Annotated in this window: 11 protein-coding genes and 1 tRNA gene; 7 read left to right on the top strand and 5 right to left on the bottom strand. The window is 66.1% G+C overall.

Features of this window, described 5'->3' with window-relative positions:
• Positions 1–277 precede the first annotated feature (277 nt).
• The 3 genes from AC5P74_RS00525 (at position 278) to AC5P74_RS00515 (ending at position 3,106) form a co-directional block, all read left to right on the top strand.
• Positions 278–348: transfer RNA gene (locus tag AC5P74_RS00525), tRNA-Gln, on the top strand.
• 356 nt (positions 349–704) lie between these two features.
• Entirely contained in the window at positions 705–1,829 is a 1,125-nt protein-coding gene (locus AC5P74_RS00520; RefSeq protein WP_495204748.1) for a slipin family protein, read from the top strand.
• A gap of 56 nt (positions 1,830–1,885) precedes the next feature.
• Entirely contained in the window at positions 1,886–3,106 is a 1,221-nt protein-coding gene (locus tag AC5P74_RS00515) for an RtcB family protein (RefSeq protein ID WP_111128531.1), read from the top strand.
• A gap of 95 nt (positions 3,107–3,201) precedes the next feature.
• On the opposite strand, the gene AC5P74_RS00510 is transcribed toward AC5P74_RS00515, so the two are convergent.
• Both AC5P74_RS00510 and AC5P74_RS00505 read right to left on the bottom strand, forming a co-directional pair.
• Positions 3,202–4,107 carry an NAD(P)/FAD-dependent oxidoreductase gene (locus tag AC5P74_RS00510; protein WP_495204747.1) on the bottom strand — a complete coding sequence of 302 codons (906 nt, stop codon included), beginning with the start codon at positions 4,105–4,107 and terminating at the stop codon, positions 3,202–3,204.
• Positions 4,097–4,552, bottom strand: a complete 456-nt coding sequence (locus AC5P74_RS00505) for an Rrf2 family transcriptional regulator (RefSeq protein WP_495204746.1) — start codon at positions 4,550–4,552, stop codon at positions 4,097–4,099. Before AC5P74_RS00505 ends, AC5P74_RS00510 begins: the two co-directional genes overlap by 11 nt.
• Before the next feature lie 183 nt (positions 4,553–4,735).
• On the opposite strand from AC5P74_RS00505, the gene AC5P74_RS00500 reads away from it, so the two are divergent.
• Positions 4,736–6,856, top strand: a complete 2,121-nt coding sequence (locus tag AC5P74_RS00500) for a methyl-accepting chemotaxis protein (protein WP_053496769.1) — start codon at positions 4,736–4,738, stop codon at positions 6,854–6,856.
• Positions 6,857–7,108: 252 nt separating this feature from the next.
• Complete coding sequence (gene dkgB / locus AC5P74_RS00495; RefSeq protein WP_206620053.1) at positions 7,109–7,918, top strand: 2,5-didehydrogluconate reductase DkgB; 810 nt, start codon at positions 7,109–7,111, stop codon at positions 7,916–7,918.
• A 108-nt stretch (positions 7,919–8,026) separates the two neighbouring features.
• On the opposite strand, the gene AC5P74_RS00490 is transcribed toward dkgB, so the two are convergent.
• Both AC5P74_RS00490 and AC5P74_RS00485 read right to left on the bottom strand, forming a co-directional pair.
• Complete coding sequence (locus tag AC5P74_RS00490; RefSeq protein ID WP_495204745.1) at positions 8,027–9,745, bottom strand: ATP-binding response regulator; 1,719 nt, start codon at positions 9,743–9,745, stop codon at positions 8,027–8,029.
• A 16-nt stretch (positions 9,746–9,761) separates the two neighbouring features.
• Positions 9,762–10,166, bottom strand: a complete 405-nt coding sequence (locus AC5P74_RS00485; protein ID WP_495222446.1) for a hypothetical protein — start codon at positions 10,164–10,166, stop codon at positions 9,762–9,764.
• Between the two features lie 310 nt (positions 10,167–10,476).
• Here AC5P74_RS00485 and AC5P74_RS00480 point away from each other — a divergent pair, with 310 nt between their 5' ends.
• Positions 10,477–11,253 (top strand): YdcF family protein, encoded by a 777-nt coding sequence (locus AC5P74_RS00480; protein WP_495204744.1) that lies wholly within the window; start codon positions 10,477–10,479, stop codon positions 11,251–11,253.
• Here the strand turns inward: AC5P74_RS00480 and AC5P74_RS00475 are convergent.
• Positions 11,210–11,917 (bottom strand): alpha/beta fold hydrolase, encoded by a 708-nt coding sequence (locus tag AC5P74_RS00475; protein WP_495204743.1) that lies wholly within the window; start codon positions 11,915–11,917, stop codon positions 11,210–11,212. The genes AC5P74_RS00480 and AC5P74_RS00475 overlap by 44 nt on opposite strands.
• Before the next feature lie 139 nt (positions 11,918–12,056).
• Between AC5P74_RS00475 and AC5P74_RS00470 the strand changes: the two genes are divergently transcribed.
• Positions 12,057–12,437, top strand: a complete 381-nt coding sequence (locus AC5P74_RS00470; protein ID WP_053496763.1) for a YbjQ family protein — start codon at positions 12,057–12,059, stop codon at positions 12,435–12,437.
• Positions 12,438–12,494: the final 57 nt, after the last annotated feature.

Below are 12,494 nucleotides of genomic sequence, written 5' to 3'. Positions count from 1 at the left end.
CTCACTGATCCAGGTTTTTCTGCCGTGCCGGAGGATTTTCTCCGCGTGCATGGCAACGCCTGGACATTATCTGCATCGCAACCAAACATTATCGCTCGCCGATAATGTCGATGGCCTGCACCCTCGACTACCAACGGTCCCGTTTCAACCACGGGCTGGTGCGCGCGGCGTTGCCGTGGCGTATGCCGGAGGTCGCGGACATGCCATCGCCTGGATCGCCTGCTGGAGGCAGGCGCCGGTTCGCCGGCACGCGGTTCGATTCCGCGCGGTTCACCACTGGATAGCTCAGTCGGGTAGAGCAACGGATCCTGATTCCGTCTGTCGTGGGTTCGACTCCCACTCCAACCACATGACCTGTCACGTCATGACTTGAAGCAACACCCGGGGCGCAAGCCCCAGCGGCCATCGTCGCCGTCCACGGTCACTGCCCTCGGGCGGGGCGTGGAAGGCAACGGACCGCACGCCGGGCCTCGGCCCGCCGTCACTGCCAGCCACGTTCCGCCCCGGTGCTGCCTGCCGGGAACGACGATGGCAGCACTGCCGGTGCACCGAAGGCTCCGCGCGCGGACCGTCCGCCGATGGCCGCCCTCTTCCGCTGCCTGCACGTGGTGTGCAGGCGGTCTCGCCACGAGCTGATCGACCCAGGTCATGGCGATTCATCTGCAACGGGTCGAACCACCAGAGCCATACAAGGAGAGACTCCCATGTTCTGGACCATCAAGGTCGTGATCGGCGACGGCGAGCGCGGCCTGGTGTATCGCAACCGTCGTTTCCAGCAGATCCTGCTGCCGGGCGTGCACCGCCTGTCGCCGTTCGGCGGCCGCCCGCACGTGGACATCCACACTGCATCGAAGAGCACGGCCTACACCGGCAGCGACCAGGACAGCCTGATCGAGGCACTGGGCGCGCGGTTGGACACGCACTTCGTGCTGGCCAACGTCGGCGCCAGCGAGGTCGGTCTGTTGCTGCGCAACGGCCGCATCGATGAAGTGCTGCCGCCGGGCTGCCGCCGCCTGTACTGGCGCGGTTCTGTCGACACCCAGGTGCGCGTGATGGCACTGGGTGACGAGCCGCGCGTCCCGGCGGACGTGCAGCAGCGGCTGGGCCAGCTGGGCGTGCTGCCGCGTGTGGCGGTGATCAGCACCGTGCCGAGCGAGTCGGTGGGCCTGCTGTTCATCGATGGCACGCTGCGGCAGACCCTGGACGCCGGCCTGCACGCGTTCTGGAACTTCAACGGCAACGTGTCGGTGGAGCGTGTGGAGCTGCGTGCGCGTTCGCTGGACGTATCCGGCCAGGAGCTGCTCAGCCGCGACAAGGTGACCCTGCGGGTGAACCTGGCCGCGACCGTGCAGGTGGTCGACCCGGTGCGCGCACACCGCTCGCTCAGCAATGCTGATGAGTTCATCTATCGTCAGCTGCAGTTCGGCCTGCGCCAGGCGATTGCCGCGCGCAGCCTGGACGAGCTGCTGGGTGACAAGGCGGCACTGGACGGTGAGATCGCCGCCCATGTGCAGGCCGCGATCGAGGGCCACGGTGTACGTCTGCTTGGCGTGGGCATCAAGGACGTGATCCTGCCGGGCGAGATGAAGGAGATCCTCAACGGCGTGGTGCTGGCCGAGAAGCAGGCCCAGGCCAGCGTGATCCGCCGCCGCGAGGAGGCCAATGCCACCCGTTCGCAGCTCAACACCGCAAAGCTGATCGAGGACAACCCGGTGTTGATGCGCCTGAAGGAGCTGGAGGCGCTGGAGAAGGTCACCGAGAAGATCGACAAGCTCACCGTGTTCGGCGGCCTGGACGGCGTGCTGAAGCAGCTGGTGACGATCAGGTAGGGGGTCGCGGTGGCGCAGGGACGCGCCGCCGGCCCATCAAGGACATACACGAAGACATGGACACTCAACACAATTATCAATGGCTGCATGCCGAGGGCAGCACGCCGATCAAGGGCTGGGTCAACGGCGTGCCACTGGAGGCGCAGGCGCATGAGCAGCTGCGCAACATCGCCGCGATCCCGTTCGTCGGGCCGTGGGTGGCGGTGATGCCGGACGTGCACCTGGGCAAGGGCGCGACCGTCGGCTCGGTGATCCCGACCCGCGGTGCAATCATCCCGGCGGCGGTCGGCGTCGACATCGGCTGCGGCATGGCGGCCGTGCGCACCACGCTGCGCGCCAACGACCTGCCCGATGACCTGCGGCAGCTGCGCAACAGCATCGAGCGCAGCATCCCGGTCGGCAACGGGCGCGGCGGCGAGCATCAGCGCATGCCCGACAGCATCCATACCCGGCTGGTGCAGTCCGGGCTGGCTGCCGGCCTGGAGAAGATCAAGGACAGGCACCGCAGGATCCGCACCGACAAGCTCGACCGCCAGCTCGGTACGCTGGGTGGCGGCAACCACTTCATCGAACTGTGCCTGGACGAGACGGATACGGTGTGGGTGATGCTGCACAGCGGGTCGCGCGGTACCGGCAACCTGATCGGTACCTACTTCATCGAGAAGGCGCGCGAGGAACTGGCCCGGCGCGTGCTGGGCTTCCACCTGCCGGACAAGGACCTGGCGTTCTTCATGGAAGGCGAGCCGCTGTTCGATGACTACGTCGAAGCCGTGTCGTGGGCACAGGACTACGCCCGGCAGAACCGCGAGGCGATGATGTCGCGCGTGCTGGCCGAGATGCGCCACCGGCTGCCGAAGTTCCAGCTGGCGGCGATGGCAGTGAACTGCCACCACAACTACGTGCAGAAGGAAACGCACCACGGACAGGAGCTGCTGGTGACGCGCAAGGGGGCCGTCAGTGCCCGCGAGGGTGAGCTGGGCATTATTCCCGGCAGCATGGGCACGCGCAGTTACATCGTGCGTGGCAAGGGCAACGCGGACAGCTTCAACAGCTGCAGCCACGGTGCCGGCCGGGTGATGAGCCGTGGCGCCGCGCGCCAGCAGATCACGCTGGCCCAGCACCGCGAGGCTACCGCGCATGTGGAATGCCGCAAGGACAGCGGCGTGCTGGACGAGTCACCGGCCGCGTACAAGTCGATCGACGATGTGATGGCCGCGCAGCTGGACCTGGTCGACGTGGTGCACACGCTGCGCCAGGTGTTGTGCGTGAAGGGGTAATGGAGCGGTGCCGGCCAAGGCCGGCCTCTACCAGAGCAGCACGTTGCGTCGGGGGTCAGATCTCTTTCTGCGAAAGGGATCTGACCCCGGGACATTCAGCGCGGCATGCTGTCCTCGGCCACCAGCGCGTGGTGCACGCCGATACCTGCCCGCACGCCCTCGGCAGCGGCCAACGTGATGTTGCCGACCGTGGTCGCATCGCCTGCGGCATACACGTTCGGCACCGAGGTCTGCTTCATCGCATCGACCTCGATCAGCACGCCCAACGGGCTCTCGGCCAGCACACAGCCGAGCTGCTGCACCAGCGGCGTGGCCATCGCCTGGGTGGCCGGCACGAACAGCGCACGCTGGGCGATGCGGCGGCCATCGGCCAGCTCCACTTCCAGCCAGGTCGGCTGGTCGCCCTGCACGCCCAGCACCGGCGACGTCTCGATCCGCACGCCACGCTGCTGCATGGCAGCCCGTTCCTCATCGGTGATCGGCAGGCCCTGGCTGAAGAAGGTGACATTGCCCCAGTCGGCAAACAGCGGCGCCTTGCTGGCGGACATCGGATGCCCGCCAAGCACCCCGATGGCGCCACCGCCCACTTCGTAACCGTGGCAATAGGGGCAGTGCAGCACGGTGCTGCCCCAGCGCTCGGCCAGCCCGGGCAGCTCCGGCAGCTGGTCGGCGATACCGCTTGCCAGCAGCAGCTTGCGCGCGGCGAGCACCTGCCCGTCGGCGGTTCGCACTTCCACACCCTCTGCGCCGGCGGTGGCCTGCACTGCCTCGGCATGCACCCAGCGCACGCTGGGGTAGTCCAGCAGTTGCTGGCGCGCGGCCTTCAGCAGCTCGGCACCGCTGATGCCATCCAGCCCCAGCACCCCGTGCGAATGGCTGGCGAAACGATTGCGCGGCATACCGGCGTCGATGACGGTGACCGGGCGGCGGGCACGGGCCAGGATCAGGCCCGCGGCAATGCCGGCATAACTGCCGCCGACGATGAGCACATCAGGATTCATGGTGACCTTCCAGGGAGCGATGATGGGCGAGGTGGCGGGCGAAGTCGGCGCCGAGCTTGTCCAGTGTGGTCGCCCGCAGGCGCTGTTCGAGCAGGCGCTGTGCTTCGCGTGCACCCTCCAGCAAAGCGCTGTTGACCAGCTGCTGGATCGGGCAGCCGCCGCCGGACTCGCGGGCACCGACCTGCACCAGCGGTGGTGCGCCCACGGCCAGATAGATGTCATGCAGGGTGATCGTTGCAGCATCACGGGCCAGGTGGCTGCCACCGCCATGGCCACGGGCGCTGCGAACCAGGCCCGCCCTGTGCAGCTGCGCCAGCAGGCGGCGGATCACCACCGGATGGGTCGGCAGGCAGGACGCCAGCTGCTCGGAGGTGCGCGGGCCGTCCTGGCCGACCAGATGCGCCATCACGTGCAGGGCGTCGGAGAGCGGGTTCGCGGTCTTCATGTAACTACGATAGTTACATTTATATCCCCTGTCCAGGGTCCACATTTGTTCCATACGGACACATTTGTCCTATGAAACAGTTCCTTCACATCACTAAACGAAACGCTAATGTGATTTCCGTCGCACTTCAGCGGGAGCTTGGCGGGTCGATACCGCAATGCCCCTTCCCGAGAGTGCTTCCCCATGAATGCGTCTGTCCGTGCTCCGCGCCTGCAGTCCAAGCTGCTCGGCGCGGTGTCTGTTGGCTTGGCCGTGGTCCTGCTGTGCGCGCTGGCTGGCCTGGCCTCCGCCTGGTTCAAGTTGTCCACCGAGGTTCCGCCCGAAGTCACGCACAGCCGCGACGCCGAACGCCTGCAGCGTGAGTTCCGCGGCCAGGTGCAGGAATGGAAGAACGTGCTGCTCCGCGGCCACGACGACGCGTTGCGTCAGCGCCACCTGGACGCCTTCGACAACGAAGGCCAGCGGGTCGAACAGCTGGCCAAGGGCCTGGTGACCAGCCCGGACGCGCGCACGCGTGAACTGGCGCAGGCGTTCATCGGTCTGCACGCGCAGCTGCAGCAGGACTATCACGCGGCGCTGCAGGCATTTGCCGCGGCCGGCTACGATCCCGCCGCCGGCGACACCCTCGTGCGCGGCAAGGATCGCGCGGTGGCGACCGCACTGGATGCATTGAGTGCGCATGCCACGCAGGTGGCCGAAGCGGCGCTGGCAGCACGTTCGCAGCAGGCGCGGCAGACCCTGCTGCTGTGCGCGTCACTGACGGTGCTGGCCGCGGTGCTGTTGCTGATCGGCCTGGCCTGGTGGCTGCGGCGCGCCGTGGTGCAGCCGGTACTGGCGGTGGAAGCCGCTGCACGCGCAGTGGCTGCCGGCGATCTGCAGCACGTGGTGCAGGTGCGCAGCCGCGACGAGATCGGACGCCTCGCCCAGGCGATGCAGGCGTTGCAGTCCACGCTGCGCGGCGTGCTGGATGCGCAGGCCGCGATGGCCCAGGCGCACGAGGCCGGCACCATCAGCCATCGCATGGACGCCGCTGCCTTCCCCGGCGCGTTCGGCACCATGGTGGCCGACTGCAACACGCTGGTCGACGCACACATCCGGGTGAAGATGCGCGCGATCTCGATCATGGGCCGCTACGCCGTCGGCGACCTCAGCCAGGACATGGAACGCCTGCCCGGCGAGAAGGCAGTGATCACCGAAGCGCTGGATGCGGTCAAGCACAACCTCGGTGCGATCAACGGCGAAATCCGCCGCCTGGCCGAAGCGGCGGCCGCCGGTGACTTCAGCCAGCGCGGCGACAGTGCGCGCTTCGAGCATGATTTCCATGCGATGGTCGAGGGCCTCAACCGCCTGATGCAGACTACCGAGCTGAACCTGGGCGAGGTCTCCAGCATGCTGCGTGCCATCGCCGGCGGCCGCCTCGGCGCGCGCATGCACGGCGATTTCCAGGGCGTGTTCGCGCGCATCGCCGGCGATGCCAACACCACTGCCGCGCAGCTGGCAACCATCGTCACCGACATCAAGCATGCCTCCGGCAACATCCATACCGCTGCCGCAGAGATTGCCGCCGGCAACAATGATCTGTCGCGCCGCACCGAACAGCAGGCCGCCAATCTGGAAGAGACCGCGGCATCCATGGAAGAGCTGACCTCCACCGTGCGCCAGAATGCCGAGCACGCGCGCCAGGCCAACCAACTGGCGATCGGTGCACAGAGTGTCGCCTCACACGGTGGCAGCGTGGTCGGGCAGGTGGTGGCGACCATGGGTGCGATCGAAACGTCGTCGCGGCAGATCGCCGAGATCATCAGCGTGATCGATGGCATCGCCTTCCAGACCAACATCCTGGCGCTGAACGCTGCGGTGGAAGCGGCACGCGCCGGTGAGCAGGGCCGCGGATTCGCGGTTGTCGCCAGCGAAGTGCGCACGCTGGCGCAGCGCTCTGCGGCGGCGGCAAAGGAGATCAAATCGCTGATCGAGGCGTCGGTGGAACAGGTCGGTGAAGGTGCGCAACGCGTGCGCGAGGCCGGTGACACCATGGCCGAGATCGTCGCCTCGGTGCAGCGCGTGACCGACATCATGGCCGAGATCTCCGCAGCGTCGCAGGAGCAGAGCGCAGGCATCGAACAGGTCAGCCAGACGGTGATCCAGATGGACGGTACCACCCAGCAGAACGCCGCGTTGGTGGAAGAGGCCAGCGCCGCCGCGCGCAGCCTGGAACAGCAGGCGAACCGGTTGATCGATGCGGTGGATGTGTTCGACCTGTCGGCCACGGCGACAGCGAAGGACGCGTTGGCGCGCGCGGCCTGAGTGATCCGGTTGCCGGCCAGCGGCCGGCAGCATCCACCGCCGCACGGGTGGCGCCCGGCCGTTGGTCGGGCGATGGCAGGAATCCGTGCGGACCAATGGTCCGCACCCACAAACCGGTCCGCACACACCGCGGCCCGCAGCGGCCTCGTGGTCGTACACGGTGGTGCAATGCACCGTTGCCGGCATGCACACGGGCGCTGGCCTACCCTTTCGTGGATATTCCCGTCTCCCTCCCCCCTGCTGGAGCCCCTCATGACAGTCCCCGCCTTCGGTCTCGGCACCTTCCGCCTGAAAGACCAGACCGTGATCGACTCCGTGCGCAACGCGCTGGATGCCGGCTACCGCGCCATCGATACCGCGCAGATCTACGGCAATGAAGCCGAGGTCGGCCAGGCCATCGCCGACTCCGGCGTGCCGCGCGAAGCGATCTACCTGACCACCAAGGTCTGGATCACCGCGTTCAAGCGCGAAGCGCTGCTGGCCAGCCTGCGTACCAGCCTGGAAAAGCTGCGCACCGACCATGTCGACCTGGCACTGATCCACTGGCCATCGCCGAACGACAAGGTCGACGTGCCGATGGAGGAGTACCTGACCGCACTGGCCGAGGCCAAGGCACAGGGCCTGACGAAGGAGATCGGCATCTCCAACTTCACCATCGCGCAGACCCGCAAGGCGATCGGCATCCTGGGTGCCGGCGCCATCGCCACCAACCAGATCGAGATCCACCCGTACCTGCAGAACCGCCTGCTGGTGAAATTCCTGCAGGACAACGGCATCCACATCACCGCCTACATGAGCCTGGCCTATGGCGAGGTAATCAAGGACCCGGTGATCCAGGCCATTGCCGGCCGCCACCAGGCCACGCCGGCGCAGATCGCGCTGGCCTGGGCGCTGCAGCAGGGCTTCTCGGTCATTCCGTCCTCGACCAAGCGCGAGAACCTGGCCAGCAACCTGGAGGCAGCAGCGATCCGCCTGACCGACGAAGACATGGCACAGATCGCCAAGCTTGACCGCGGCCATCGCCTGGCCAACCCGGAAGGCATCGCCCCGGCCTGGGATTGATTCCAAGACGGCGCGCAACCGCTCTGGTAGACGCCTCCCCTGGTCGGCGCAGACGTCTGACCGATCGATGAAACACCGTGCCGACCAAGGTCGGCACCTACCGGTCGGTCAGCGCTCGGCAACACCGCGCAACATATCCAGCACGTCGTGGATGTCCAGTGGCTTGCATAGAAAACCGGCAGCCCCCAGCGCGCGGGCTCTTTCAATCACCTGTACCCGCGTATCCGCACTCATAACAAGAACCGGTGGCGCGCCGGGGTCCCTGGCTACCGACTCCAGCACCTCCCATCCGCTGCAGCCCGGCATGTGCAGATCCAGCAGCACCACATCAGGTCCGAGCGCCATGATCACTTTCCGCGCATCGTGGCCATCATGGCGGGAGCTGAGGCGATGGCCGGCGCTCTGCAGCAGGCGCTCCACCACCTCACGGTTGGTTTCCACGTCCTCGAACAGCAGGCAGTGCAGCGGTCGAACCGATGCTGCATGTGACTGAAGAAGCTGATCAAGGGAAGGAGGAGAGTCCACCTCCAAGGTGGAGGCCACGGTGAAGCGCCACACGAACGAGGCACCGCCTGCTTCGCTGCGGCCCACGCTTATCGTTCCGCCCATGGCATCGGAAATCAGCCGAACGATGTACAGCCCCAGCCCGACACCCTGCTCGCAGCGTGCCTCTCCCTGGCTGAGCTGTACGAACGGCGAGAAGATCATCTCCAGATCCGCGTCTTCGATCCCCAAGCCGGAATCGCAGACCTCGATCTGAACCTGCCAGTCGTCACCTGACCGGGCAGCATTGATGGATACCGATACCTCGCCCGCCATAGGGCTGAACTTGATGGCGTTGCAGACGAGATTGGTCACCACCTGTTCGATACGGCCGCCGTCTGCCAGCATCCAGACATCGGGCTCACTCCCATCCAGCTGCAGAAGTACGCCCTTGTCGGCGGCAGCGGGCATGCAGGTCGCCTGTACCCCTTCCATGATCGAACGCAGCGAACAAGGATGAAGCCGCAACTGCAGCCGGCCACCATCGATACTGGCCACGTCCAGTACATCATCGATACGGTGCCTGAGCGCCTGCGCCTGCGTGGCGACCGTCGCCAGTGCATGCCGTTGGGCCGCACTTACCGTCCCCACTTCCAGCAGCTGGATCCCACTGATGATGGCGTTCAGCGGCGTCCGCAGCTCGTGGCTCATCGTACTGACGAATCGGCCCTGTGCCTCACGCGAAGCAATGGCACGCAGCGCTATGTCACGCATCGCGGCTACCAGCGACGCCACCACCAGCGGCAACAGGACCGTCAATGCCAGCGCGTAGGCCAGGTAGGCGGGCCGAGAGACCCAGTAACCTTCAGGCGCGGCCCACAGCAATGCCAGCGCAGTCGACGCAATCGCGGGAGCAATTGCCCTGCGGCCATACACCGCGGTGGCGGAGATCACGAGGAAAGGCAGGGCTGCATTGAGCGTCATCAACAGGATGAACGCCGCATTCACCTGGATCGCAACCATTGCCAGGCTGAGCAGAAGGCCTACCCCATCGCACCAGCGGTGGCAGCGCTCCATGCAGAGACTTGCAACGAGTGCCCATGTCACGGATACCGCAAGCAGTGCAACGGCCACCGGCAACGCACGGGCCGCCTCATTGGCCAGAACCGGCTGCGGACCATCCACCCACAGCCAGCACCATAGCACCACCAGTGCCTGCAGCAGCACCCGGAATCCGCTGGCGCGTGGCTCCTGCAGGGACGACAGAAGCCAGGCCAGGCGGTGCATCTCCAGCGCACGGGCTGCCTGCAGCAATGCTGCCGGTGCGGAGGCCTGCGAGGACACACGGGGCTCGTGCACGTCAGCCCCCTTCCATCCGGAAATGCGTCGTCGCACGATGCAGAAGACGCTGCGCAGACAGTGCCAACGCGCATGCCCGCCGCCGCACAGCGCGCGCTTCTGTACCCGAGCGGAGACAGTCACTCAACGCGTCGCAGGCCAGCGCAACTCCGGCGCTGCCCAACGCCGAGGTAACGCTCTTCAAGGCATGCAGGCGCGCCAGCTCCTGCTCCATGCCACCGAAGGATTCTTCCTTCGCCATGCTCATCCACTGCGATATCGCCGCGTCCAATGCTGCGGTGAATGATGGGAGCTGGTGAGGCGACGTTGCCGCAATGAGACCCAGCATCGAGCGTTCCCCAAGCTCAGGCCGGTCCATGGCGTGTGGACCTGAGTGCAGCCCAACCCAGGACTTCAAGCTCTGCATCGCCTTCCTCCATCTGTCGCATTCAACACTTGAATGGATGTATTCCTGCGCCCTGTTACGCCTGACTGGAGACCTCAGGCGTCAGCATGCATGACCCACGAGCTACTGCATCCGCTGATGGATCTGTACGAACAACTGTGGAAAGCAGCCACCCAACAGATGCCCTGCAGCCACCGCGAGCATGATTCCGCCTACGATGGCAGCACATCGGGCCGGGAGTGACAGTCGCTTCAGGTCCATGACACCCAGCATGTAGGCAACGAATGCACTACGCCATCGGAATCCTTTCAAACTTCCCTCATGGACCACCATGCTGACATTGACGCTTCTCCTGCTGCTTTCATGCAGCGTGCTGGTCTTGAAACGCCGCCTGCGCAGCGCTGCACTTCTGGCGACGCTTCCCATGGCCATTGCAGCCAGCGCCAGCCCGCCGATCACGCAATGGCTGCTGGACCGCGCGCAGGACACGCCGCGTGTCACTCAACATGCGCTACATCCACGCACTGTGATCGTACTGCTGGGTGCCGGAATCGATCACGATGCCCATGGCCCCAGGCCCGGGCTGGCCGGTTACAGCCGCCTGATGAGGGCTGCACAGCGTTACCACGAATGCGATCGCACGCGGGAGGTCTGTACGGTGCTTGCCAGCGGAGGCGTCACTGCCAACGGCGATGTCGCTGAGGCCGATGTCTACGCACGCGAACTGATGGCACTGGGCGTGCCCACCGAGCATATCGTCCGCGAGCGCACCAGCGCGAACACCTGGGAGAACGCCAGGAACAGCAGCGCGATCATCGGACATGACAGTTCGCGGGTGGTGCTGGTCACCTCGGGCCTGCATCTCACGCGGAGCTTGATCTACTTCCGTCACTTCGGCGTCGTGGCCGAGGGCCTGCCCAGCGACCGCCTCCGTGCCACCCAGGGGTGGTTGCCCTCCACATTCAATCTATTGCTGGTCGAAGTGATATTGCATGAGCGTATCGGCGTTCTGCGCTACCACATCTACAACCGGATGGGCTGGAACGATGCCTCCATCGACCCGGTCAGCATCGCGCCTGCAACAACCACCCACGCATCGCCGCACTGACCTCGTCCGGTTTTTCCATCGGCGCCAGGTGACCGCAATCGGGAACCACCACCAGCTGCGAGTGCGGCACCAACGCGTGCATTTCCTCGCTCACCGCGAGTGGCGTAATGCGGTCATTGGCGCCACACACGATCAACAGCGGATCACGGTAACCGGCCAGCACATCATGACCATCACGGCGTTCCAGCGCGCTCTGGCGCAGGAACACCTCCGCGCCCAGGCGGGTGGTCATGTCGCGCACGCGCTGCACCAGCACGTAGTCGTCCAGCCGCGAGGCATCGATGTAGCTGCGCATCAGCACATCGCCGAAGCCGTGGAACTTCCCCGGCAGGCGCACGCTGGCGCGCTGGCTGCGGCGCTGCTCGGCCCGCTCCGGTGAGTCGGGGTGGATCGAGGTGTCGATCAGCGCCAGCTGCAGCACCCGCTCCGGCGCAATACGCAGGATCTGCTGGGCCACGAAGCCGCCCAGCGAGAACCCGGCCAGCGCAAAGCGCTCCGGTGCCTGCGCCAGCACGTCTTCGGCCACCGCCTGCAGGGTCTCGCCACCGGTCTGGTCGCCCACGGTGCAGTTGGCGATATCGGCCAGGTCGGCCAGCTGCGCGCGCCACAGCTCGGCGTCGTTGAGCAGGCCGGGCAGCAGCAACAGGGGAATACGGTCGGTCATGGGGATATTGTCGCGCCAGCACGGTGACGGAACCATGCCGCAACGGGCGATTGCGTTGTAGAGTCGCGCCATGCTCGGCTGCAGCACAGCCTGTCGAGCATGGCTCGATTCTACAGAAGGCAGCGACACGGACACGACCATGGCAGACCCCTACAACAGCGGCACTCCCACCCCACCCGCGCTGCGCTTCGACGATGCGCTGGTCACTACCGCCTTCGAGCTGCCCGGCCATCGCGTCGTGCGCAACCTGGGTGTGGTGCGCGGCATCACCGTGCGCTCACGTTCGATCGTCGGCAACTTCCTGGGCGGCATCCAGACGCTCTTCGGTGGCAACATCACCATCTACACCGAGCTGTGCGAACAGGCTCGCGAGGAAACCTACCGCGACATGGTCAAGCACGCGCGGCAGCTGGGTGCCAACGCGATCATCGGCATGCGCTACGACGCCACCGATGTGATGACCGGGCTGACCGAAGTGCTGTGCTATGGCACGGCGGTGGTGGTGGAACCCGCGCGTTGAAGCTGTAGAGCCGAGCCCATGCTCGGCTCAGGCGTGCCCGTATGATGCTAGGCAGCC

Source organism: Stenotrophomonas sp. YJH_SMC_94-11, assembly GCF_059370435.1.
This window is presented reverse-complemented; position numbering and strand designations above follow the sequence as displayed.